The sequence below is a fragment of the Ralstonia sp. UBA689 genome, from assembly GCF_002298975.1.
GTDB lineage: Bacteria > Pseudomonadota > Gammaproteobacteria > Burkholderiales > Burkholderiaceae > Ralstonia.
The window spans coordinates 70,759-94,945 of the sequence record NZ_DBMV01000031.1; the positions used below are offsets into that span (position 1 = coordinate 70,759).

The 24,187-nt window shown below is 65.2% G+C and carries 21 protein-coding genes; 13 read left to right on the forward strand and 8 right to left on the reverse strand.

Translation table 11 applies throughout. The features are described 5' to 3' along the window. Positions 1–13 precede the first annotated feature (13 nt). From B4F51_RS14055 to B4F51_RS14070, 4 genes are read left to right on the forward strand one after another with little or no spacing between them, the layout of a single operon-like run. The gene (locus tag B4F51_RS14055) at positions 14–2,065 is read left to right on the forward strand and encodes a ribonucleoside triphosphate reductase (RefSeq protein ID WP_296226484.1); all 2,052 of its coding nucleotides are present in this window, start codon (positions 14–16) and stop codon (positions 2,063–2,065) included. Continuing rightward, on the forward strand, positions 2,062–2,238 hold the full coding sequence (gene nrdD, locus B4F51_RS14060; RefSeq protein ID WP_296226486.1) for an anaerobic ribonucleoside-triphosphate reductase: 177 nt from the start codon (positions 2,062–2,064) through the stop codon (positions 2,236–2,238). Before B4F51_RS14055 ends, nrdD begins: the two co-directional genes overlap by 4 nt. Next, positions 2,201–2,914 (forward strand): anaerobic ribonucleoside-triphosphate reductase activating protein, encoded by a 714-nt coding sequence (locus B4F51_RS14065; RefSeq protein ID WP_296226488.1) that lies wholly within the window; start codon positions 2,201–2,203, stop codon positions 2,912–2,914. Before nrdD ends, B4F51_RS14065 begins: the two co-directional genes overlap by 38 nt. A 4-nt stretch (positions 2,915–2,918) precedes the next feature. Next, on the forward strand, positions 2,919–3,596 hold the full coding sequence (locus tag B4F51_RS14070; protein WP_296226490.1) for a Crp/Fnr family transcriptional regulator: 678 nt from the start codon (positions 2,919–2,921) through the stop codon (positions 3,594–3,596). 64 nt (positions 3,597–3,660) lie between these two features. On the opposite strand, the gene B4F51_RS14075 is transcribed toward B4F51_RS14070, so the two are convergent. Genes B4F51_RS14075 through B4F51_RS14095 form a run of 5 tightly spaced genes read right to left on the reverse strand, consistent with a single transcriptional unit; the run spans position 3,661 to position 7,802 of the window. Further along, positions 3,661–4,083, reverse strand: coding sequence for a putative zinc-binding protein (locus B4F51_RS14075; RefSeq protein ID WP_296226492.1), 423 nt, complete (start codon positions 4,081–4,083; stop codon positions 3,661–3,663). Between the two features lie 36 nt (positions 4,084–4,119). Then, the gene (gene ubiT, locus B4F51_RS14080) at positions 4,120–4,536 is read right to left on the reverse strand and encodes a ubiquinone anaerobic biosynthesis accessory factor UbiT (protein ID WP_296226494.1); all 417 of its coding nucleotides are present in this window, start codon (positions 4,534–4,536) and stop codon (positions 4,120–4,122) included. Beyond that, positions 4,533–5,417, reverse strand: coding sequence for a U32 family peptidase (locus tag B4F51_RS14085; protein ID WP_296226496.1), 885 nt, complete (start codon positions 5,415–5,417; stop codon positions 4,533–4,535). Before B4F51_RS14085 ends, ubiT begins: the two co-directional genes overlap by 4 nt. A 19-nt stretch (positions 5,418–5,436) precedes the next feature. After that, complete coding sequence (gene ubiU, locus B4F51_RS14090) at positions 5,437–6,453, reverse strand: ubiquinone anaerobic biosynthesis protein UbiU (protein ID WP_296226589.1); 1,017 nt, start codon at positions 6,451–6,453, stop codon at positions 5,437–5,439. Between the two features lie 44 nt (positions 6,454–6,497). Beyond that, positions 6,498–7,802 carry a hypothetical protein gene (locus B4F51_RS14095; RefSeq protein WP_296226498.1) on the reverse strand — a complete coding sequence of 435 codons (1,305 nt, stop codon included), beginning with the start codon at positions 7,800–7,802 and terminating at the stop codon, positions 6,498–6,500. Between the two features lie 244 nt (positions 7,803–8,046). Between B4F51_RS14095 and B4F51_RS14100 the strand changes: the two genes are divergently transcribed. Together B4F51_RS14100 and B4F51_RS14105 are read left to right on the forward strand one after the other, a co-directional pair. Continuing rightward, a complete protein-coding gene (locus tag B4F51_RS14100; RefSeq protein ID WP_296226500.1) occupies positions 8,047–9,363 on the forward strand; it encodes an MFS transporter in 1,317 nt (438 codons plus the stop codon). Between the two features lie 48 nt (positions 9,364–9,411). Next, positions 9,412–10,797, forward strand: a complete 1,386-nt coding sequence (locus tag B4F51_RS14105) for a NarK family nitrate/nitrite MFS transporter (RefSeq protein ID WP_296226502.1) — start codon at positions 9,412–9,414, stop codon at positions 10,795–10,797. 19 nt (positions 10,798–10,816) lie between these two features. On the opposite strand, the gene B4F51_RS14110 is transcribed toward B4F51_RS14105, so the two are convergent. Continuing rightward, the gene (locus B4F51_RS14110) at positions 10,817–11,485 is read right to left on the reverse strand and encodes a YitT family protein (protein WP_296226504.1); all 669 of its coding nucleotides are present in this window, start codon (positions 11,483–11,485) and stop codon (positions 10,817–10,819) included. 287 nt (positions 11,486–11,772) lie between these two features. On the opposite strand from B4F51_RS14110, the gene B4F51_RS14115 reads away from it, so the two are divergent. From B4F51_RS14115 to B4F51_RS14145, 7 genes are all read left to right on the forward strand, one after another. Next, positions 11,773–15,510, forward strand: a complete 3,738-nt coding sequence (locus B4F51_RS14115; protein WP_296226506.1) for a nitrate reductase subunit alpha — start codon at positions 11,773–11,775, stop codon at positions 15,508–15,510. After that, positions 15,507–17,051 carry a nitrate reductase subunit beta gene (gene narH / locus B4F51_RS14120; RefSeq protein WP_296226508.1) on the forward strand — a complete coding sequence of 515 codons (1,545 nt, stop codon included), beginning with the start codon at positions 15,507–15,509 and terminating at the stop codon, positions 17,049–17,051. Before B4F51_RS14115 ends, narH begins: the two co-directional genes overlap by 4 nt. A 17-nt stretch (positions 17,052–17,068) precedes the next feature. Beyond that, positions 17,069–17,770 carry a nitrate reductase molybdenum cofactor assembly chaperone gene (gene narJ / locus B4F51_RS14125; protein ID WP_296226509.1) on the forward strand — a complete coding sequence of 234 codons (702 nt, stop codon included), beginning with the start codon at positions 17,069–17,071 and terminating at the stop codon, positions 17,768–17,770. Further along, complete coding sequence (narI, locus tag B4F51_RS14130) at positions 17,767–18,450, forward strand: respiratory nitrate reductase subunit gamma (RefSeq protein ID WP_296226512.1); 684 nt, start codon at positions 17,767–17,769, stop codon at positions 18,448–18,450. Before narJ ends, narI begins: the two co-directional genes overlap by 4 nt. 1 nt (position 18,451) lies before the next feature. Beyond that, positions 18,452–18,973, forward strand: a complete 522-nt coding sequence (gene mobB, locus B4F51_RS14135) for a molybdopterin-guanine dinucleotide biosynthesis protein B (RefSeq protein ID WP_296226514.1) — start codon at positions 18,452–18,454, stop codon at positions 18,971–18,973. Positions 18,974–19,034: 61 nt separating this feature from the next. Further along, a complete protein-coding gene (locus tag B4F51_RS14140; protein WP_296226516.1) occupies positions 19,035–20,990 on the forward strand; it encodes a type IV pili methyl-accepting chemotaxis transducer N-terminal domain-containing protein in 1,956 nt (651 codons plus the stop codon). Between the two features lie 35 nt (positions 20,991–21,025). Beyond that, on the forward strand, positions 21,026–21,694 hold the full coding sequence (locus B4F51_RS14145; RefSeq protein WP_296226519.1) for a response regulator: 669 nt from the start codon (positions 21,026–21,028) through the stop codon (positions 21,692–21,694). A 259-nt stretch (positions 21,695–21,953) separates the two neighbouring features. Here the strand turns inward: B4F51_RS14145 and guaA are convergent, their stop codons facing one another. Further along, a complete protein-coding gene (guaA, locus tag B4F51_RS14150) occupies positions 21,954–23,573 on the reverse strand; it encodes a glutamine-hydrolyzing GMP synthase (RefSeq protein WP_296226520.1) in 1,620 nt (539 codons plus the stop codon). Next, positions 23,548–24,126, reverse strand: a complete 579-nt coding sequence (locus tag B4F51_RS14155) for a hypothetical protein (RefSeq protein WP_296226521.1) — start codon at positions 24,124–24,126, stop codon at positions 23,548–23,550. Before B4F51_RS14155 ends, guaA begins: the two co-directional genes overlap by 26 nt. Positions 24,127–24,187 lie beyond the last annotated feature (61 nt).

The window sequence follows — 24,187 nt, forward strand, 5'->3', positions numbered from 1 at the left end:
TGTAGGGGGTCTTATGGCGTGCACACAGGTCACCAAACGCGATGGATCATTGGCCGCGTTCGACGGGAAGAAGATTGAACGGGCCATCGCTGCGGCGGGCCAGGCGACGGGGGAATTCGACACGCAGGAAGCGCAGCGCCTGAGCGCGCGCGTGGTCGAGCAAGTGAGCGCACTGGACTGCCCAAGCATCGAGGTCATCCAGAACCGCGTCGAAGAAACGCTGGTTGCCGCCGGCTACTGGCGCACGGCACGCGCGTACATCGTCTATCGCGAGCAACATGCCCGCCTGCGCGCGCTCAAGCACACGCTGGTCGACGTCGAAAGCACGATGGACGAGTACCTCGAACAGCGCGACTGGCGCGTCAACGCCAACGCCAATCAGGGCTACAGCCTGGGCGGGCTGATCCTGAACGTGGCGGGCAAGGTCACCGCCAACTATTGGCTGTCGCACGTCTACAGCCCCGAGGCCGGCACCGCGCACCGCGAGGGCGACATCCACATCCATGATCTCGACATGCTGTCGGGCTACTGCGCGGGGTGGTCGTTGCGCCAGTTGTTGACCGAAGGTTTCAACGGTGTGCCCGGCAAGGTAGAGGCCACGCCGGCGCGCCATATGTCGGCGGCCATCGGGCAGATCGTCAACTTTCTCGGCACGCTGCAGAACGAGTGGGCCGGCGCGCAGGCGTTCAGCTCGTTCGATACATACATGGCGCCGTTCATCCGCCGCGACGCCATGTCCTACGCGGCCGTCAAGCAGGCCATGCAGGAGCTGATCTACAACTTGAACGTCCCCAGCCGCTGGGGCACGCAAACGCCGTTCACCAACCTCACGTTTGACTGGACGTGCCCGGCCGACCTGCGCGAGCAGATCCCCTACATCGGCGGCGAGGAGATGCTCTTCACCTACGGCGATCTGCAGCCCGAGATGGACATGATCAACCGCGCCTACATCGAAGTCATGATGGCCGGCGATGCCAAGGGCCGCGCGTTCACCTTCCCGATCCCGACCTACAACATCACGCCCGATTTCGATTGGGAGCACACCAACACCACACTGCTGTTCGAGATGACGGCCAAGTACGGGCTACCGTACTTCCAGAACTTCCTCAACTCCGACCTGGAACCGCACATGGTGCGCTCGATGTGCTGCCGCTTGCAGCTCGACCTGCGCGAACTGCTCAAGCGGGGCAACGGGTTGTTCGGGTCTGCCGAGCAGACCGGGTCGATTGGCGTGGTCACCGTCAATTGCGCGCGACTTGGCCACCTTTATGCGGGCGACGAGGCCGCGCTGCTGGCGCGGCTGGACACCCTGCTCGCACTCGGCCGCGACGTGCTGGAGGTCAAACGCAAGTTCGTGCAGCGGCTGATCGACCAGGGGCTGTATCCATACACGCGACGCTACCTGGGCACGCTGCGCAATCACTTCAGCACGTTGGGCGTGAACGGCATCAACGAAATGGTCCGCAACTTCAGCGGCGATGCCGATGACCTCACCACGCCCGCCGGTCACGCCATGGCGGTGCGCCTGCTCGACCACGTGCGCCAACGCATCACGGAATTCCAGGAGGCCACAGGCCATCTCTACAACCTGGAGGCCACGCCCGCCGAGGGCACGACCTACCGATTTGCCCGCGAAGACCACAAGCGCTGGCCCGCCATCCTGCAGGCCGGCACGACGGACCAGCCGTACTACACCAACTCCAGCCAGTTGCCGGTCGGCTACACCGACGACCCGTTCGAGGCACTGGCGCGTCAGGAAACCTTGCAGAGCAAGTACACCGGCGGCACGGTGCTGCACCTGTACATGAACGAGGCGATCTCCTCGCCCGAGGCCTGCCGGGAACTGGTGCGCCGAGCCTTGGCGAATTTCCGCCTGCCGTATATCACCATCACCCCGACGTTTTCGATCTGCCCAAAGCACGGCTACCTGTCGGGCCAGCACGCGTTCTGCCCGAAGTGCGATGCCGAACTGCTGGCGCGTCAGGCTCCCAGCGCTTGCGGTTGTGCAACGGCAGACACCTCCGGTTCTTCCACCCATGTCACCCACGAAGGAGCATCCGTATGAGCACACTCACCCAAACTTCCACACCCGCCGTTCAACTGGACGACAGCCAGCGCACCCGATGCGAAATCTGGACCCGCGTGATGGGCTATCACCGGCCCGTCAGCTCGTTCAACATCGGCAAGCAAGGGGAATTCCGTGAACGCCGCTTCTTTGTTGAAGAACGCGCCCGCTGAGCCACCACGCTGCCCGCCGCCGGCCATCGGCGGCCTGACGCCGTTTTCCAGCGTCGACTGGCCGGGGCAACTGGCGGCGGTGGTGTTCATTGCGGGCTGCCCGTGGCGCTGCCACTACTGCCACAACCCGCACCTGCAGACGCGCGCGCGCACGCTGGATTGGGACGACGTACTGACCTTCCTGCAGCGCCGCCAGGGCTTGCTCGATGCTGTGGTGTTCTCCGGCGGCGAACCCCTGAGCGAGCCACGTCTGCCGCAACTGATGCGCGCCGTGCGGTCGCTCGGCTTCAAGGTGGGGCTGCACACCGGCGGCATCTACCCGGCGCACCTGGCAGACGCGCTGCCGCTGGTGGACTGGGTGGGTCTCGACATCAAGACCACCGCGCCGCGCTATGACGCACTGACGGGCCGCCGCGGCAGCGCTGCGCCGGTCGATGCCTGCCTTGACTTGCTGCTGCGCAGCGGCTGCGCATTCGAGTGCCGCACCACGTGGGACCCGAGCTGGCTGCCCGAGCCGCAACTCCTTGCGCTGGCGCAAGACCTGAGCCTGCGCGGCGTGAAACACTATGCAATACAAGCCTATCGAAGTGCCCCCGGGACCCCGGTCATCACGTTGCCGAGCGAACGCACGCAAGGTGCATTGGCCGCCTGCTTCACTTCTTTCTCCTGCCGGTGACACCATGTCCGAGACCGTCGATATTGGCAGCCTGCTCAAACACACCGCTCTGTTCCAGGACTTCGATACCGACGACATGGCGGTGCTGGCACGCGACTGCCGCCAACTGCGCATTGCGCGCCATGACTTCGTTTTCAACCACGGCGATCGTGCCGACGGCTTCTATGTCGTGGCCGTCGGTGCGATCAAGCTGGTGCTGCCGGGGCCGCACGGGCAGCGCAAGGTGATCGAATTCTTCGGGCCGGGCCAGTGCTTTGGCGAGCCCTTCATGTTCATCAACCAGCCCTATGCGGCCGATGCCCAGGCCATGGAAGACAGCCTGCTGGTCTGGATCGGCAAGCCGGCCATCGATGCCGCGCTTGACGTCCACCCGCACCTGGCGCGCCAGATGCTCGCGGGCCTGTCTTCACGGCTGCACACGCTGATGCGCGACATCGAGACCGTCAAGCTGCAAAGCGCCAATGAGCGTCTGATCGGCTATCTGCTCTCACTGCCACGCAAGCTGGACCGGGCGCGCTTTCCATGCAGCAAGAGCCTGGTGGCGTCCAAGCTGGGACTGGCGCCCGCCACGCTCTCGCGCGTGTTGCAGCAGTTGATTCGAGATGGGCTGATCCTGGTTGATGGGCGTGACGTGGTCATCCCCTGCACCACCGCCCTGCAGCGTCAGTTGCAGGCTGGGTAAGCGATTACGGGGGTACGGCCCCGAACATGAAATTGCGGGCCACGGCGCGAAGCCGTGGCGCAAATCAACCCTCAGACGCGGACAGCGAAGCGGGCTCCGCAGCGCCTGCGGCGTCGATCTTGCGCTGGAGCGTATCGACCGCCTCATCCACCAGCGCGGCGGCGGCGACGAGTTCGTCCTCGCTGCAATCGGCGTGATACCGCTTTCTGGCACCGAGCTGGTTGAGTATCAGATGCACGTCGGCGGTCACGCCGGCCGTCGCCAAGCATGCCTTGACGCAGGCCAGTGCACAACCGTCGAGTGCCAGGATCGGCCGCCCGCTGCGCGCGGTCTTGACGAGCGCATGCACGCCACCGCCCACGCCACTGATGCAAGACATCTCTGCCCGGCCGCTGCGGTCGAGATCAACAGCCAGGCGGTTGGCCGCCTGTGCCACGCTCGAACACCCCGAGCATGCATAGACCAGCGGCAAATGATGCGACGACATGGCAAACCCTCCCTCCGCGTGACTGGGCAATGTGCGCTAGCGCGACTGCCACCGCGCCAGCCACGCCGGCCGCGAAGCGGCATCGAGCCAGTTCTTGACGATCAGCCCCAGCTCGGTATCTCCGGCAATTTTGAGGCGGCGCTGGAAGAACAGCGTGTCGGCATCGGCAGTGCCGCGCATGAGCGCCAGGAAGTCGCCAACGTCTGCTCGCAACTCCAGCTCCGGCGCCTGCCCGGATAGCCGATGGAATGCGCCATTACGGCAGCAGAAGCATGCGCGCAGGCCCAGGTCTTCCACCGTGATGGCAAAGCGCCGCCCATCAAGTTCGGGCGGCGGCGTCAGCCACGACAGGCGCCGCGCCGCGTCAAGCCCCAGCACGAACGGCAAGGAGGTCAGCGGCTCCGGCAAGCGGCGCGCAAACCGTACGAGGATGGCGGGTGGACGCAGCATCATGCCTGCGACTCCAGCCATTCGATGCCGGATCGGCCATGCCAGTAGCCGTTACAGCGGCCGATGCCATCTGGCGGCTGCACCTCGGGGGCAGGCTTGCCTTGGCGCAGGGCATCCAGCGCGGCAACTGCTTCGAGCGTGCCGCGCGATTGCGGGCTCACGCGCAACACATTCACGCCCAGGGCCGACAACGCCGGGGCCTGGTCCAGCACATCCAGGCACTGCCCAGACTGTGTCTGGATACCGTTGATGGCGAGAAACTCCTGTCCCTCGCGCGTGCGCACCGCAAGGCCGTCGGGATGCTCGATGCAGCGAAAGCCGCATTCGTCCTTGTTGAGGCGGAAGTGCCGCGCCGTGAAGCAGCGCGCAGAAAACGCCAGCGGCAGCCGCCCCCACACCATGGCTTCGATCTCCAATGCACTGGGCTTCTCGCGCATCAGCTCAGCCAGGGTGGCCTGACTCATTTCCAGCGGCATGACCGCGCGTATTGCGCCCAGCCCGGCCAGCCATTCGAGCGTGGCACCGTAGTAGCCATTGCAGTGCGGCCCGGCCACAAACGGCCGCCCGCCCAGAAGCCGCACGGCGCCAAGCTCGCCGACCTCCACGAGCCAGTCGTCCTGCTGGCAAAGCTGGCGCAGCGCGCGCGCCTCGGTGCTGGTTTCGATGAGCGTGCGCGTGGACAAGACGACGGATTTGCCTGCCGCGCGCAGCATGGCGGCAAGCGCCAGCCAGTCTTCGGTGCGCAGTTCGTGGCGGCGGCTGCAGACGGTTTCGCCCAGGTAGACGATATCGACCGGGCTGGCCGCCACCTCGGCATAGAAATCCAGCGTGTTTTGACGTGGCCAGTAGTAAAGCAGCGGCCCCAATGAGATTTGGTAGGACATGATGTGCCGGAGAAAACGCCTATTTCCAGGGACGATCGAAGGCACCCTGTGTCACGTGTGCCCCTTCGGCATGCCGTACGAGCGCGGCTTGCCAGTCCGGCTTGGCCGAGAAGCGGGCCGGGTCCGCCAGCGCCGCATCCAGCGCAGCACGCAGCGTGGCTACCACCTGCGCAACGTAGGCCGGGCTGCGCTGGCGCCCTTCGATCTTGATGGCCGCCACCCCCATGCCGATCAGCCTCGGCAGCAGGCTCAACGCGTTCAGGCTGGTCGGCTCTTCCAGTACATGATCGACCTCGCCATCGACCAGGAAGCGGCCCTTGCACAGCGTCGGATACCCCGCCGCCTCTCCGGGTGCGTAGCGGTCGATCAGGATGTCGTTCAGGCGCGCGTCGAGGTTGCCGTCACGCTCCATCCAGCGCACCGCATGCGCGGGGGAACACACGCCCTTGTTGTTGGGCGAATCGCCCGTGGCGTATGACGACAGCAGGCAGCGCCCTTCGGCCATCACGCACAGGCTGCCAAAGCCGAATACCTCGATCTGCATCGAGGTCTGCCGGATCACGCGCTCCACCTCAGCCAGCGTCAGCACGCGCGGCAGCACCGCGCGGTGGATACCGAACTGCTCGCGCATCAACTCGATGGCATCTGCGTGCGTGGCCGAGCCCTGCACGGACAAGTGCAGCCGCAGCTCGGGATAGCGGTCACGCGCATAGGCCATCAGCCCAGGGTCGGCCAGGATCACGGCATCGGCGCCCAGCATGTAGGCCGCGTCGATGGCCATGCGCCACTCGATGCCCCGGCCGGCCTGCGGAAACGTGTTGATGGCAAACAGGACCTGCCTGCCCATGCTGTGCGCCAGCTCGACGCCCGTGCGGATATCCGCCTCGGTGAAATTAAGGCCGGCGAAGTTGCGCGCGTTGGTGGCGTTCTTCAGACCAAGGTAGACGGTGTCGGCCCCGGCGCTCAGGGCAGCCTTGAGCGCGGCAAGGCTACCTGCGGGGGCCACCAGTTCAATGGCGGGTGTGGTCGGTGTCATGCCGGCAGTCTGCGATGTGTCTGCCAGTGTGGTTTTGCGTTCGATCAAGCGTTCGGTCGTGCGTGCGCAAAAGCTCGGGAGACCTGCCGGAAGATCAGCAACGCACGGCACAGTTGCCCCCCCAGCCAGAGTTGCGACAGCGCGAACAGCCCTCCGGCCGGTACGGTCATCGCCCCGGGGTGCAGCGGTACCAGCAGCAACCCTGCCAACGCAAGCAGCAGGACACGGGCATGCCAGTGCTGCTGCCGCTCGCCAATCAAGGTCTGCATGGCGGGCAACCGTACGTGCCGCGGCACGCGCCTGCGCAAATGCATCCACACCATGAAGGGGATGATCTTGCCGAGCATGGCGTTGATCGGCAGCACACCGCCACCCACCAGAGCCAACACGCCCATCCACCAGGCAACCGGCCAACCCGTCGGCAACCAGCGTGCCGCCAGACCGAGCACAGCCACCGTCAGCCAGGAGCCCGTCGCGCCCAGCCACAGCGGCCAGCCCGGATCGTGCCTGCGCCGTGCGCCGTACACCGCCCGCAGCCCGACGGCCGACAACGCACCCAGCGCGAGCCACGCCCACGTCTGCCAGAGCGCCGCGCCACCCAGCCAGCCAATTGCGCTGCCCAGCAGCAGCGGCGCCCACAGCCAGCCCGGCATCCACCGTTGCCAGCGGATCGGCAGACGCCGCGTCTGCCAGAACATCGGCAGCACCGTTGACGCTACACCGGCCAGCAATGTTGCCAGCCAACCGCCCAGCCCCCAGCCGACATGCAAATCCAGAAGCACCGGTGGCGGCGCGAACATCCCCAAACCAAGCACCGTGCTAAGGGTTGCGCCGCTGGTCAGCGTCAACAGCAGAGCCCAGCCAATGCGGCGCAAGGTGCGTACCGTGCCGGGCGCGGCTTGCGCCGCATGTGTCTGGCCGACACGCAAGCCTGCCAGGATCAGCAAGGCGGCTGGAATGGCCAGCAGCGGTGCGCCAAACCACGCTGCCAGCGCAAAGGCGGAACGCCCCACCCCAAGAAAGCCCGCGTCCAGCGCAACCGCCGTCGCCACACAGGTTGCGGCCACGCAGGGCGAGACCCAACGCGCACCCGGCACCGGCACACCCGCCACCACGGGAAACAACTGAAAGAGCGCGCCCAGCATTGCGGGCAGCAACGTCCCCACGGCCAGCGCGTGAACCAGCGCCAGCGTGAGCGGTGCAAAGCGATCCGGCAATCCATTCGCAGGCCCAAACGCCAGCAGCAACCCCGCCGCCGCGCCGACCCACGGCACGGGCAGCAGACAGCCGAACACGACGCCCGGGGCGGGCATGCGTTCGTAGAAGAGCGTTGGGGCAGGTTGTGTCATGGGTGGCCGATGTCAGTGTCCTCACGCTAGCCGAAGCGGGACAGCGCCTGTTTGATGTGCATTAAGGCTCCAACGAGATCGGCTTCAACGATGGGCAACATCCGGGTTCCGCAAGCGTCGCCCCTGTCGAAGGAACTAGCCCGGTCGACCCGCCTTGGGCACGCACGCCCTCCTCCAGCGACGAATAGACGCACGCGGGTGGCGGCCCTACGCTGGCCTTGCCAATTCGAGCACTGGGTCAGACATGTCCACCGCTACCGTCCACTCTCAATCCGCCGTACCGCAAACCGTCGTCGCGCCACGCGCCTACCTGGTACTGGCTTCCAGCACCTTCGCCTTCACCATCTGCTTTGCGGTGTGGACGATGTTCGCCATCCTCGGGATTCCGCTGCAGAAACAACTGGGGCTTTCCGAAACCGAATTCGGGCTGATTGCCTCGATGCCCGTGTTGACGGGCTCGCTGGTGCGCGTGCCGCTGGGCATGTGGACGGACCGCTTCGGCGGGCGCATCGTGTTCTTCCTGCTGATGCTGGCAACGGTTGTGCCGATCTGGTTTGTTGCCGATGCTACGCGCCTCTGGCAGTTCCTGCTGCTCGGCGCGCTGGTGGGCCTGGTCGGCGGGTCGTTCTCGGTGGGCACGCCATACGTCGCACGCTGGTTCCCCAAGAAGCGCCAAGGCTTTGCCATGGGCATCTTCGGTGCAGGCAACGCGGGCGCGGCACTCAACAAGTTCGTTGCGCCAGCGCTGGTGCTTGCCGCCGGCACGTGGACCGTGGTGCCGCGCGTGTATGCGGTTGCCATGCTCATCACCGCGCTGCTGTTCTGGTTCGGCTCGGCCACCAACCCGGCGCACGCCACGGGCAAATCCGTCTCGCTGGGCGAGCAGTTGCGCGTGATGAAAGACCCGCGCGTCTGGCGCTATGCGCAGTATTACTCCGTGGTGTTCGGCGGATACGTAGGGCTGTCGCTGTGGCTCACGCGCTACTACGTCTCGGAATACGGCTTCTCGATCAAGACCGCGGCGTTCCTGGCAGCCTGCTTTTCGCTGCCGGGCGGCGTGCTGCGCGCGGTGGGCGGCTGGCTGTCAGACCGCTACGGCGCCTACCGCACCACCTGGGCGGTGATGTGGGTGTGCTGGGTGGCGTTCTTCCTGCTGAGCTATCCGCCAACGCAGCTCACCATCAACAGCACACATGGCCCTCTGGATTTCCACATCGGCCTGTCGCCCGTGATGTTCACCGTGCTGATGGGCGTGGTGGGCGTAGCAATGGCCATCGGCAAGGCTTCGGTCTTCAAGTTCATCTCCAACGATTTCACCGACAACATCGGCGCGGTTTCTGGCGCCGTGGGTCTGGCCGGTGGCCTGGCGGGGTTCGTGCTGCCGATCCTGTTCGGCGTGCTGGTCGACCTCACGGGCATCCATTCCACCTGCTTCATGTTGCTGTACGGCGCCGTTTGCGTGAGCCTGGTGTGGATGCACTTCAGCTTCCGCAACAGCGCGCAGGCCACCACGGCCGCCGCACAAGCCCCGCACGCCGCACTCGCCCAACGCGCCGCCTGATCCTTGATTGCGCCGCGCCGGCCTGGCGCGGCTTTGCTGGAGCTCATCATGACTTCAAACGTCCTCACCCACTGGGAGCCGGAGAACCCCTCGTTCTGGCGCGCCACCGGCCAATCGGTGGCGTATCGCAACCTGTGGATCTCCATTCCCGCCCTGATGATCGCGTTTGCGATCTGGTCCTTGTGGAGCGTGGTGGTAGTCAACCTCGACAAGGCCGGCTTTGTGCTGACCAAGAACCAGATGTTCTGGCTCACCGCGCTGCCGGCGCTGTCGGGTGCCACCTTGCGCATCTTCTATTCGTTCCTGGTGCCAATCTTCGGCGGGCGGCGCTGGACGGCGATGTCCACCGCCAGCCTGCTGATTCCCGCACTGGGCATGGGCTTCGCGCTGCGCGATCCGCAGACGAGCTACCCGACCCTGCTGGTGCTGGCGCTGCTGTGCGGCCTGGGCGGCGGCAATTTCAGCTCGTCGATGGCCAACATCAGCTTCTTCTTCCCCAAGCAGAAGAAGGGGCTGGCAACGGGGCTCAATGCCGGCATCGGCAACCTGGGGGTGTCGGTGGTGCAATTCGTCACGCCGCTGGTGATCTCGGTGGGCGTGTTCGGCGCGCTGGGCGGAGACCCGCAAACCTACACGGCAGGCGGTGTCGAGCGCAGCTTGTGGCTGCAAAACGCGGGCTTCCTCTGGGTGCCATTCATTCTGGTGGCCACGGTTGCGGCCTGGTTCGGCATGCATGACATTGCCGATGCCCGTGCATCCTTTGCAGATCAGGCCGTGATCTTCAAGCGCACCCACAACTGGCTGATGTGCCTGCTGTATGTCGGCACCTTCGGCTCGTTCATCGGCTTCTCGGCCGGGCTGGCCCTGCTGACCAAGTCGCAGTTCCCGAGCGTCAACCCGACCACCTACGTCTTCCTCGGGCCCCTGGCGGGTGCGCTGACCCGGCCCGTGGGCGGGTGGATATCAGACAAGGTCGGCGGCGCGCGCGTCACGCTGTGGACGTTCGCCGGCATGATCGCCGCCGTGCTTGGCGTGCTGATGTTCCTGCCCGCTGAGGGCAGCGCCGGCAACTTCGCGGGCTTCCTGGCGATGTTCATCGTGCTGTTTGCGCTGGCCGGCATCGGCAACGGCTCGACCTTCCGCATGATCCCGATCATCTTCCTGACGCAGCACCAGCGCGCGGCCCGCGGCAAGGATGAAGCTGCGCAACGCCAGGCCGTGCAGGATGCCGGCAAGGAATCGGCCGCCGTGCTGGGCTTTACCGGTGCCATCGGCGCTTATGGCGGGTTCTTCATCCCGAAGAGCTTCGGCACCTCGCTGGAACTGACGGGCTCGGTCAATGCGGCGCTGTACTGCTTCATTGCCTTCTACGTGCTGTGTCTGCTGGTGACGTGGGCGGTCTACGCCCGGCGCAATGCGCCGATGCCTTGTTAGGCAACGCCCCGATGCCGCGCTAAGCCATTGAAGAACCGGGCGAGCCGTTGCCGCCGACACGTTCAGCGGCAGCGGCGGCTTGCGCCGCCAGGTAGCGGCCGGGCCGGTGGTTCAGCGCAATGCTGAGGTTGAGCGCCACCGCACCCACCAGCGAGGCGGCCAGCGCCATCGGGCTGACAACGAACAGCGATGCCAGCACGATGCCGACGTCCACCGCCATCTGAAACTTGCCCGCGCGGATGCCGTACTTGTCTTGCAGATATAGCGCGACGATGTTGACGCCCCCCAGGCTGGCCTGGTGGCGAAACAGCACGATCAGGCCGACGCCCATCAACGTGCCACCGATGACACCGGCGTATAGCGGGTTCAGCGTGCCCAGGTGCACGAAATGCGCGTGCACCTCACTCAGCCACGACACCAGCGCCACCGCACAGAACGTCTTGAACGTGAAGCGCCACCCCATGCGCCGCACCGCCAGGTAATAGAACGGCAGGTTGATGGTGAAGAACACGACGCCAAACGGCAGCGATGTGGCGTAGTGGATCAGGAACGCCACGCCCGCCGTTCCGCCGGAGAGCAAGCCGCCCTGCTTGAACAGCGTGATGCCGAGCGACACAAAGAGCGTGCCGGTGACGATGGCCAGCACGTCTTCGAGCGCGCTATGCCGGGTGATGGTGGGGGCATTCATGGAGAGGCTCCTTGCGGATACCGTGGATACGGCGCTGACTATGAACCCGCTCAGCGCGCGGGCTCCTTGATCCAGACCAAGGGAAGGCCAATCAAGCCGGCCCGTTGCACGGGCGCTGCGGCCACTCGGCATAGTTCTTCCGGCGGAGGCGCCCCGCACTTTCCTCCCTCTATTGCAGTGCGTAGGCAGGTCGGCCGATGAATGGGCACGGCTGGCGACGATCCTTAAGCTGGCGTCATCCCTGCAATCGCTGCGCGCCGGCCAACTGGCGTGCACGTCACTCCGCCATGAGCCACTTTCTCGATCGCCTGAAATTCCTCACCCACGTCCGGTCGACCTTTGCCGATGGGCACGGCGCTGTGGTCAATGAAGACCGCCGCTGGGAAGACGGTTACCGCAGCCGCTGGCAGCACGACAAGATCGTGCGCTCCACCCACGGCGTGAACTGCACCGGTTCTTGCTCGTGGAAGGTCTACGTCAAGAACGGCCTCATCACGTGGGAAACACAGCAGACCGACTACCCGCGCACCCGCCCGGACCTGCCCAACCACGAACCGCGCGGCTGCCCACGCGGCGCGTCGTATAGCTGGTACGTCTATTCCGCCCAGCGCGTGAAGACGCCGCTGATTCGCGGCCGGTTGATGGCGATGTGGCGTGAAGCACGCAAGACCATGGACCCGGTTGCCGCCTGGGAATCCATCAGCCAGGACCCCGAGAAGGCCCAGCGCTACAAGAGCGTGCGCGGCCAGGGCGGCTTCGTGCGCGCTGATTGGGACACCGCCACCGAGATCATCGCCGCCGCCAATGCGTACACCATCAAGCGCTACGGCCCGGACCGCGTGATCGGCTTCTCGCCCATCCCGGCCATGTCGATGGTCAGCTATGCGGCCGGCGCGCGCTACCTGAGCCTGATCGGCGGCGTATGCCTGTCGTTCTATGACTGGTACTGCGACCTGCCGCCCGCCAGCCCGCAAGTCTGGGGCGAGCAGACCGACGTGCCGGAATCGGCCGACTGGTACAACTCGACCTACCTGATGGTGTGGGGCTCCAACGTGCCGCAGACGCGCACGCCGGACGCGCACTTCTACACCGAGGTTCGCTACAAGGGCACCAAGACCGTGGCCATCTCGTCCGACTACGGCGAGATGGTCAAGTTTGGCGACATCTGGCTCGCCCCAAAACAGGGCACCGACGCCGCGCTGGCCATGGCGATGGGCCACGTGGTGCTCAAGGAATTCCACACGACAGGCAAGTCGGCCTACTTCCGCAACTACGTCAAGCAGTACACCGACATGCCGATGCTGGTGCTGCTGCGCGAGACCGCAGACGGCAGCTACGCAGCCGACCACTTCCTGCGCGCCTCGCACCTGGCGGGCAACCACGGCGAGGCCAACAACCCCGACTGGAAGACGCTGCTGATCGACGCGCCGACGGGCCGGCTGGTGGTGCCCAACGGCACCATCGGCCTGCGCTGGAACGAAGCCCAGCACGACAATGGCGCCAAGGTGGGCCGCTGGAACCTCGAACTGAAGGATTCCGCCGACGGCTCGGAAATCGACCCGCTGCTCTCGCTGGTCGACAAGCACGACGACGTGGTGGAAGTCAGCTTCCCCTACTTTGGCGGCGAGCACGACGCGATGTTGAAACGCCGCGTGCCCATCAAGCGCGTCACGCTGGCCGATGGCACCACGGCGTGCGTTGCCACCGTTTATGACTTGCAACTGGCCAACTACGGCGTCGACCAGGGCCTGGGCGGCCCCAACGTAGCTGCCAGCTTTGATGACGATGTGCCCTACACCCCGGCCTGGCAGGAGAAGCACACAGGCGTGCCGCGCAAGCAGGTGATCCAGGTGGCGCGCGAGTTTGCCGACAATGCCGACCACACGCACGGCAAGAGCATGGTCATCGTCGGTGCGGCGCTAAACCACTGGTACCACAACGACATGATCTACCGCGGCATCATCAACCTGCTGATGATGTGCGGCTGCATCGGCCAGAGCGGCGGCGGCTGGGCGCACTACGTGGGCCAGGAGAAACTGCGTCCACAGTTCGGCTGGGCACCGCTGGCCTTCGGGCTGGACTGGTCGCGCCCCCCGCGCCAGATGAACGGGACGTCGTTCTTCTACAGCCACACCAGCCAGTGGCGGCACGAGAAGTTGTCCGTGGACGAAATCCTCAGCCCCACGGCGGACCGGGCACGCTATGCCGGCCAGTCGCTGCTGGACTTGAACACCAAGAGCGAGCGCATGGGCTGGCTGCCCTCCGCACCGCAACTCAACGCCAACCCGCTGGACGTCACTGCCGCCGCGCAGGCTGCGGGCCGGGAACCCGTGGCCTACACGATCGAACAGCTCAAGAGCGGCAAGCTGCGCTTCGCCTGCGAAGACCCGGACCACCCGGACAACTTCCCGCGCAACATGTTCGTCTGGCGCTCGAACATTCTCGGCAGCTCGGGCAAGGGGCACGAATACTTCCTCAAGTACCTGCTCGGCACGCAGAACGCGCTGTTCAGCGATGAAGCGGCCGCCATCAAGCCATCGGAAGTGGAAGTGCGCGAGGCGGCCGAAGGCAAGCTCGACCTGCTGACGGTGCTCGACTTCCGCATGAGCACGACCTGCCTGTACGGCGACATCGTGCTGCCCACGGCCACGTGGTACGAGAAGGACGACCTGAACACGTCCGACATGCACCCGTTCATCCATCCGCTGTCGGAAGCGGTGCACCCGCTGTGGGAATCCAAGACAGACTGGGAAATCTACAAGGCCATCGCCAAGAAGTTCACGGAGATTGCCGGCCCGATGCTCGGCACGCGCCACGACCTAGTGTGCACACCGCTGATGCACGACACGCCGGGCGAGCTCGGCCAGCCGTTCGAGCCCAAGGACTGGAAGCACGGCGAGTGCGATCTCATCCCGGGTAAGACCGCGCCGGCGATGACCGTGGTCGAGCGCAACTACGCCGACATCTATCGCAAGTTCACGTCGGTCGGCCCGCTGCTCGACAAGCTGGGCAACGGCGGCAAGGGCATCAACTGGAATACCGAACACGAGGTGCACGAGCTGGCCGGCCTGACCCACAAGGTCACGACGCCCGGCGTGAGCCAAGGCCGCCCACGCCTGGAAACCGCTACCGACGCGGCGGAAATGATCCTGACCTTCGCGCCCGAAACCAACGGCCACGTGGCCGTCAAGGCGTGGGAGGCGTTGTCCAAGATCACCGGGCGCGACCATACGCATCTGGCCGTCGGGCGCGAGCACGACAAGATCCGCTTCCGCGACGTGCAGGCGCAGCCGCGCAAGATCATCTCGGCGCCGACGTGGTCGGGGCTGGAATCGGAAGAGGTCAGCTACAACGCGGGCTACACCAACGTGCACGAGCTGATTCCATGGCGCACCCTCACCGGCCGCCAGCAGTTTTACCAAGACCACCGCTGGATGCTCGACTTTGGCGAAGGCGCGTGCCTGTACAAGCCGCCCATCGACACCAAGACCGTGCAGCCGATGCTGGGCAAGCACAGCAACGGCAACCCGGAACTGGTGCTGAACTGGATCACGCCGCACCAGAAGTGGGGCATCCACTCCACCTATTCCGACAACCTGCGCATGCTCACGCTCTCGCGCGGCGGCCCGCACGTGTGGGTATCGGAAGCCGAAGCCAAGGCTGCCGGCCTGCGCGACAACGACTGGGTGGAGGTCTTCAACGTCAACGGCACGCTCACGGCGCGGCTCGTGGTGAGCCAGCGCGTGCCGCGCGGCATGTGCCTGATGTACCACGCCCAGGAAAAGATCGTGAACGTGCCCGGCGCCGAGACCAGCGGCATGCGCGGCGGCATCCACAACTCCGTCACACGCACCGTAACCAAGCCCACGCACATGATCGGCGGCTACGCGCAGCAGGCCTACGGCTTCAACTACTACGGCACGGTCGGTAGCAACCGAGATGAATACGTGATCGTGCGCAAGATGCAGCGCGTCGATTGGATGGAAGAACAACTGGCCGAGAGCCTTCCGGGAGTCTCGCAATGAAAATCCGTGCCCAGGTGGCCATGGTCTTGAATCTGGACAAGTGCATTGGCTGCCATACCTGCTCCGTGACGTGCAAGAACGTCTGGACCTCGCGCGACGGCGTGGAATACGCCTGGTTCAACAACGTCGAGACCAAGCCCGGCATCGGCTACCCCAAGCAATGGGAGAACCAGGACAAGTGGCAAGGCGGCTGGCAACGCCACGCCGACGGCAAGCTCACCCCGCGCCAGGGCGGCAAGTTGAAGATCCTCGCCAACCTGTTCGCCAACCCGAACCTGCCGCAGATCGACGACTACTACGAGCCCTTCACCTACGACTACGCGCGCCTGCAGAACGCGCCGCTGTCGCAAACGCCGCCCACCGCGCGGCCGGTCTCGGCCATCACCGGCAAGACGATGGAAAAGATCGAGTGGGGCCCCAACTGGGAGGACGACCTGGGCGGCGAGTTCGAATCGCGCAGCCGCGATCAGCTCTTTGAAGACATCCAGAAGGAGATGTACTCGACCTTCGAGAACACCTTCATGATGTATCTGCCGCGCCTGTGCGAGCACTGCCTGAACCCGACCTGCGTGGCATCGTGCCCATCGGGCTCGGTCTACAAGCGCGAGGAAGACGGCATTGTGCTGGTCGACCAGGACAAGTGCCGCAGCTGGCGCATGTGCGTGTCGGGCTGCCCATACAAGAAGATCTACTTCAACTGGCAGAGCGGCAAGGCCGAGAAGTGCACCTTCTGCTTCCCCCGCATCGAGACCGGTCAGCCGACGGTGTGCTCGGAAACCTGCGTGGGCCGCATCCGCTACCTGGGCGTGATGTTGTATGACGCGGATCGCATTGAAGCCGCCGCCAGCGTGGAGAACACGAAGGACCTCTACAACGCGCAACTCGACGTGTTCCTTGACCCGCACGACCCGGCCATCCAGGCCGAAGCGCTGCGTCAGGGGATTCCGCAAAGCTGGATCGACTCGGCCGTGAAATCACCGGTCTACAAGATGGCCTGCGAGTGGAAGGTGGCCTTCCCGCTGCACCCCGAGTACCGCACGCTGCCGATGGTCTGGTACATCCCGCCGCTGTCGCCGATCCAGTCGGCTGCGGAATCCGGCGTGATGGGCATGGACGGGATGATCCCCGACGTGAAGAGCCTGCGCATTCCGGTGCGCTATCTCGCCAATCTGCTCACTGCGGGCGACGAGGTACCGGTGGTCAGCGCGCTGGAACGCATGCTCGCCATGCGCGCGTACAAGCGCGCGCAGACCGTGCACGGCGTGCAAGATCTCGACGTGCTCCGCCGCGTCGGCCTCACACCCGCGCAGGTGGAAAACATGTACCAGATCATGGCCATTGCCAACTATGAAGACCGCTTCGTCATCCCGGCCTCGCACAAGGAGATGACGCAGGACAGCTTTGATGAGAAAGGCGCGTGCGGCTTCAGCTTCGGCAACGGCTGCTCGGGCGGCGTATCTGAAGGCACGTTCTTCGGGCGCAAGAAGGCCAGCGTATCGACCATCAGCATGCCGGTCTCGCGCAAGAAGAGCGCAGCCTGATGCCACCGGAGACCCACATGACCACGCCCTCGATGTACCACTTGCTCTCGGTCCTGCTCACCTACCCCGAGCCGGAGCTGCTGGATGCTCTGCCCGAACTCGATCAGGCGCTGGGCGCCACGCCCGCCGCCCGCGAGCGGTTGGCCCCGCTGCTGGCCACGCTGCGCGATACCGATCTCATCACGCTGCAGGAACACTACGTTGCCACCTTCGACCGCACCCCCTCGCACGCACTGCATCTGTTCGAGCACGTGCACGGAGAGAGCCGGGACCGTGGCCAGGCCATGGTCGACCTGATCGACGAATACCGCAAATACGGTGTCGAACCCGCCGACAGCGAACTGCCGGACTACGTGCCGCTGTTCCTGGAAGTACTGGGGCATATGGAATCGACGGGGCACCGCGCCCAGGCCACGGCCTTGCTGGGCGACGCCATTCATGTGCTGGCGGCCATTGGCGAGCGCCTGACGCGCGACGGCACGCCCTACGCCGGCATCTTCGACGTATTGCTGACGCTCTCCGACGTGCAGCCGCAGCCGTTGACCGAGCCACCTATCCGCGACATGGACGAAGCCATGGAGCACTTCGGCCCCGGCGCAGACGGTGTCGAGCCGCTGCTGCGCCCGGCACTGTCGGCCGAGCAGCCCGTGCAATTCCACCCGCGCAAGGCCGCCCGTCCCACGCCCGCGCAACCCTCTTCCCATGCGAGCCTGACATGACGATGCTCAACACCCTGCTCTTCGGCATCTATCCGTACATTGCGGGCACGATCTTCCTGCTCGGCAGCCTGCTGCGCTTCGAGCGCGAGCAATACACCTGGAAAAGCGACAGCTCACAGTTGCTGCACACGGGCACACTGCGTGTGGGCAACCTGCTGTTCCATGTGGGCATCCTTGGCCTGTTCTTCGGCCACCTCGCCGGCCTGCTTACGCCCGTGGCGGTGTGGGATGCCCTGGGCGTGCCGCACAGCGTCAAGCAACTGGTGGCCATGACGGCCGGCGGCATCCTGGGCAGCCTGTGCCTGATCGGGCTGCTCCTGCTGATCTATCGGCGCCTGTCCAGCCCACGCATCCGCGCCGTCACGCGCCGTGGCGACAAGCTGCTGCTCACCTGGTTGCTCATCACGCTGCTGCTCGGCCTCACGACCATCCTCACCTCCGCCGGCCACCTCGACGGGCACGTGATGGTGCAGCTGATGACCTGGGCCCAGCACATCGTCACGCTGCAAGCCGATGCCTCCAGCTATGTGGCCGAGGTGCCGCTGGTCTTCAAGCTGCATCTGTTCATGGGGATGACGCTGTTCCTGATCTTCCCGTTCACGCGGCTGGTGCACGTCTGGAGCGGGCTGGCCTCGGTCACCTATGTGGGGCGCGCATGGCAACTGGTGCGGGGGCGTTGACATGCCAACGCGCCAGCGCGCCGTCTTCGGCATCACCGGCCGCTCGGGCAGCGGCAAGACGACCCTGATCGAGGCCGTCCTGCCACTGCTGCGCGCACAAGGGCTGCGTGTGAACGTGATCAAGCACAGCCACCATGTGCTCGCGCTGGAGCCTCCGGGCAAGGACAGCGCCCGCGTGCGTGCCGCCGGCGCCAGCGAGGTCATGGTGGCCTCGCCCTACCACTACGCCATCGTCCACACGCTGCATGACACGCCGGAGCCCACGCTGGCCGACCTGCTGGCGCGCATGAGCCCGGCCGACATCACGCTGGTCGAAGGGTTTCGGCGCGAATCGATTCCGCGCATCGAGGTGCATCGCCCCGCACTTGGCAAACCGCCGATGTATCCCGGCGACGACAGCATCCTTGCCGTGGTGTCCGACCAGCCGCTGCAACTGGACCGGCCATGCCTGTTTCTTGATCGGCCGCAAGGCGTCGCGGACTTCATCTGCCAGATACTGGAACTCGACTTGCGGCCCACATAACGCCACCCCGATTCGACACTGAGCGAGCGGAGGATGGGCGGGCTCCCATTGCGCCCCAACCATGAACGCTCTCCCTGCTTCGTCTCTGGCCATGCTGCCGCCCATGCGGCATCGCCTCTCGACACGCATTGTCGCGGTGTCGCTGGCGGCGCTCACGCTGGTGCTCGCGATGATCGGCGGCACGCTGTGGCTGTCGTGGCAACTCGAAGGCGCCGGCGCCGCCATCAACGACACCGGCAGCCTGCGCATGCGCGCCAGCCAGATCGGCGTGGCCGTGCTTGAGGCTCGCAACGGGCACGTCGGCATGCTCCAGCCACAGATCGATCGCCTGGATGCCACGCTGGACTCGCTTCACAAGGGCGATGCTCAACGTCCGCTCTTCCTGCCGGCCGACACGGAAATCCGCAACCAGTTCGACGCGGTCGGCACCGCCTGGCGGACGCGGCTGAAGCCCAGCATTGCAGCCGACGTGACACTGCCGCCCGGCGCGCCGTCGGCGTATCTCTCCCACCTCCCCGATTTCATCGCACAGGCCGATCATCTGGTGCGCATGATCGAGCAGAGCAATGCGCACAAGACCACGCTGCTGCGGCTGTCGCAGTTTGCGCTGGCCGTCATGGCCTGCGTGGGCACGCTGGCGATGATCTATTTGCTGTACCTGTGGATCATCCTGCCGGTGATGCGCCTGCAGGAAGGTCTGCAGCGCATGGCGGCGCACGAGTTCACCACGCGCCTGACCGTGGAGACCCGCGACGAGTTCGGCCTGCTGGCGCGCGGCTTCAACCGCATGGCAGAAGAGTTGCAGGACTTGTATGCGGACCTCGCCTCGCGCGTGACGCAGAAGACCGAGCAGCTTGCCGCGCAGAACCGCGAGTTGTCTGCGCTGTATGACATCACGGCCTTCCTCAACGTGTCGTCCGACATCGATGCCATGTGCCAGGGATTTCTGCAACGCGTTGCCGAGCAGTTCGGGGCGGCTGGGGGCAGCATCCGCGTGATGGACCCGGACGGCGAGCGCCTGCACCTGGTGGCCTCCGTGGGCCTGCCCGCCGACCTGGAAGAAGCCGAGCAATGCATACGCGCCGACACCTGCCTGTGCGGCCAGGCCACACGACAGGACGTGGTGGTGGTACATGACTTCCGCCGAGTACCGCCTGGGCTCACGGCCGCGCTGCCCACCGCACTGCCCTGCCAGCGCGAGGGTTACACCACCGTGGCGGTGTTCCGCATCATGACTCAGCAAGCCGTGCTCGGCACATTCTCGCTGCATCTGCGTGACGATCGGCAGTTGCCCGCCAACGACCTGCGCTTGCTGGAAACGCTGGGGCAGCATCTGGGGATCGCCCTGGAAAACCTGCGCCTGCAGGCCAAGGCCACGCAACTGGCGGTGGTGGAAGAGCGCAACCTCGTCGCGCAGGGGCTGCATGACAGCATCGCGCAGGGGCTCAACTTTCTGAACCTTCAGGTGCAGATGCTCGACGCCGCCATGCAGGATGCCAACCTGGACGAAGCGCGCGAGATCGTGCCGCTGCTGCGTTGCGGCGTGGAAGAGAGCTATCAGGACGTGCGCGAACTGCTGCAGAACTTCCGCTCCAAGCTGGAGAGCGGCGAGTTGCGCCCGGCGGTTGAGCAGACGCTTGCCCGCTTTGCCCAACAGAGCGGGATCGTGCCGACACTGCATTACCACGAAGCCGGCGGTGCTCCGCTGCCAGCGGACCAGCAGTTGCAGGTGCTGTTCATCCTGCAGGAGGCACTGTCCAATGTGCGCAAGCACGCCATGGCCAGCCGGGTGGACGTGGCCATCACCAATGGCCGCGATTTCGAGTTGCGCGTAGACGACGACGGCCGCGGCTATGACGCCCAGGAAGTTGCTGAACGCGGCCAAGTCCACGTCGGCCTGAACATCATGCGCGAACGCGCCGCCTATCTGCAGGCGCAACTGCAATTGGAGGGGCGCCCTGGCCAGGGGGCCTCCGTGACCCTGCGGCTGCTCGAACGGCAGCGCCAAGCCGCCTGACCCAAGGCTCCATCACGCCATCGCCCCCGATCATCATGACCATTCGTATCCTGCTCATCGACGACCACACCCTGTTCCGCTCGGGCATCCGGCTCCTGCTGCAGCGCCAGCCAGACTTTGAGGTGGTGGACGAAGCCGCCGACGGATTGGAGGGCATCAAACTCGCCAAGCGGCACCAGCCCGACGTGATATTGCTCGACCTGAACATGCCGGGGCTGTCCGGCCTGGAAACGCTGCAATTGCTGGTGCAGGACCTGCCCGATACCGCTGTGGTGGTGCTGACCGTGTCGGAAGAAGCCGATGAGTTGAAGGCGGCGCTGCGCGACGGCGCACGCGGCTACCTTCTAAAGAACATCGAGGCGGAAACCCTGGTGGCAGGCGTACGCCGTGCAGCGGCTGGTGAACCGGTCATCTCCGAGAGCATGACGGCCAAGCTGGTGGCCCATTTCCGCGCGCCGGAGAAGGCTGCGCCCGCCGCTCCCACCACGCCCGTGACGGCTGACCGGCTCACCCCGCGCGAACGCGAGATCGTCCTGGGGCTGGCACGTGGAGAAAGCAACAAGGAAATCGCCCGCACGCTGGACGTGGCCGAGAGCACGGTGAAGATCCACGTGCAGAACATCCTCAAGAAACTCAATCTGACCAGCCGGGTGCAAGTGGCTGTCTATGCGGTCGAGCATGGACTGAACAACGCTTGCCGATAGTGTTGCTGACAGTGACACTCGGCAGTCAAGGCCTCGACGGTGGAGCGCGCCAACGCATAGCACAGGTCGAGCTGCTGTCGAGCAGAAATGTAGGAACGTCGCCGAGAACGATCAGTAGATAGATGGCGAGATTACCGAAACCACGCCTCAAGTGCGGCGAATGCGCGCCTCGGGATTCCCCCCGGTTCAGCCTTGTCGCGCATGACGCCGAAAAAAAACCCGCTTGACGCGGGTTCTTTCACACACAGGAGCAAGAACCTCACTCCCACTCGATTGTCGCAGGCGGCTTGCCCGACACGTCATACACGACCCGGCTCAACCCACGCACTTCATTGATGATGCGGTTCGACACTCGGCCCAGCAGCGCATACGGCAAGTGCGCCCAATGCGCGGTCATGAAGTCGGTGGTCTGCACTGCACGCAGTGCCGTCACGTAATCGTACGTACGGCCATCGCCCATCACGCCGACGGACTTGATCGGCAGGAAGACCGCAAACGCCTGGCTGGTCAGGTCGTACCAGCTCTTGCCGACATCGCCCTCGGCGCACAGGCCGGCGGCCGCGTCCTGCGCCGTGGCCTTGGTGCCGCGCAGCTCTTCGATGAAGATGGCATCGGCACGGCGCAGCAGGTCGGCATATTCACGCTTGACCTCGCCCAGAATCCGCACGCCCAGGCCCGGGCCCGGGAACGGATGGCGGTACACCATCTCGTGCGGCAGGCCGAGCGCCACGCCCAGTTCGCGCACTTCGTCCTTGAACAGATCGCGCAGCGGCTCGAGCAGCTTCAGGCCCAGCGTTTCCGGCAGGCCGCCCACGTTGTGGTGGCTCTTGATCGTCGTCGCCTTCTTGGTCTTGGTGCCGCCAGATTCCACCACGTCCGGGTAGATCGTGCCCTGCGCCAGCCATTTGGCGTTGCTCAGCTTCTTGGCCTCAGCCTGGAACACTTCAACAAACTCCCGGCCGATGATCTTGCGCTTGGCTTCCGGGTCTGTCACGCCAGCCAAGTGGCCGAGGAACTGCTCGGAAGCATCCACGTGCACGACCTTGGCGTGCAGGCGGCCGGCGAACATGTCCATCACCATCTTGCCTTCGTCCAGACGCAGCAAGCCGTGGTCGACGAACACGCAGGTTAGCTGGTCACCGATGGCGCGGTGGATCAGCGCCGCAGCCACTGATGAGTCGACACCGCCAGACAGGCCGAGGATCACCTCTTCATCGCCCACCTGTTCGCGGATCGCCTTGACAGCTTCGTCGATGTGGTCGCGCATGACCCAGTCGGGCTTGGCACCGGCAATTTCCAGCACAAAGCGCTCGAGCAACGCGCGGCCCTGCACGGTGTGCGTGACTTCCGGGTGGAACTGCACGGCGTAGTAGCCACGCGCCTCATCGGCCATGCCCGCGACCGGGCAGCTCGGCGTCGATGCCATCAGCTTGAAGCCCGGGGGCAGTTCAGTGACCTTGTCGCCATGGCTCATCCAGACCTTGAGCATGCCGTGGCCCTCGGGCGTGGCGAAGTCCTGGATGTCCTTGAGCAGACGGGTATGGCCGTGGGCACGGACTTCGGCATAACCGAATTCGCGGTGATCGCTCCACTCAACCTTGCCGCCCAATTGCACGGCCATGGTCTGCATGCCATAGCAGATGCCAAGCACCGGCACACCCAGATCCCAAACGGCCTGCGGCGCGCGGAGTTGGTGATCTTCGTAGGTGCTGGCGTGGCTACCTGACAGGATGATCGCCTTGGGCGCGAACTCGCGCACGAAGGCGTCGGACACGTCGTTCGGGTGGATCTCGCAGTAGACGTGTGCTTCACGCACGCGCCGCGCAATCAGTTGCGTGACCTGCGAGCCGAAATCAAGGATGAGGACTTTGTCGTGCATGTTGTGGAGGAATGGAATCGGCAATCGTGTCGACTTCAGTGCCGGGGCCGTAGCCCGGCGGCGGCATATAGGCGGGTTCTTTGCGCTCGGTTTTTTCCGTGCGCTCACGTTCGCGAGCGGCAGCGGCTTCCTCGCGGGCCTTCTGCGCACGCTCACGCTCATTTGTGCGTACACGGCGCGAAGCGGGAATCTGCACGGCGGAGAACAGCGCCAGCACGGCAGCAAACGTCGGCAGCCAGATGCGGCCCGCGCCTTCCACCGGCAGGTGGAAGAACAACAGCCAGGCAATCACTAGCACAGCCACGGCCAGGTTCACATGGCCGATCACCTGCGCCACGGCGGTAGTCAGTTGCCCATTGACGGTGGCGTGCCACAGCAGCCAGGCCAGGCCGACCAGCGTGACGCCGAGTAATTGGCCGTACATCGCCGGCTCCGGCTGCGGCAGTTGCAGCGCGCCGAAAACGGACGTCAGCGGTGACGCCAGCAGGACGAGACCGACGCACAGTGCGACAGCCGCATCCAGAAACAGAACGAGTCGCAAAAGCGCTTTCATCATCGTCTCCAGTTGCGGGTGGCCGCCCGTGCTTCGGCCACCAGATTGAAATCCGCCGGAG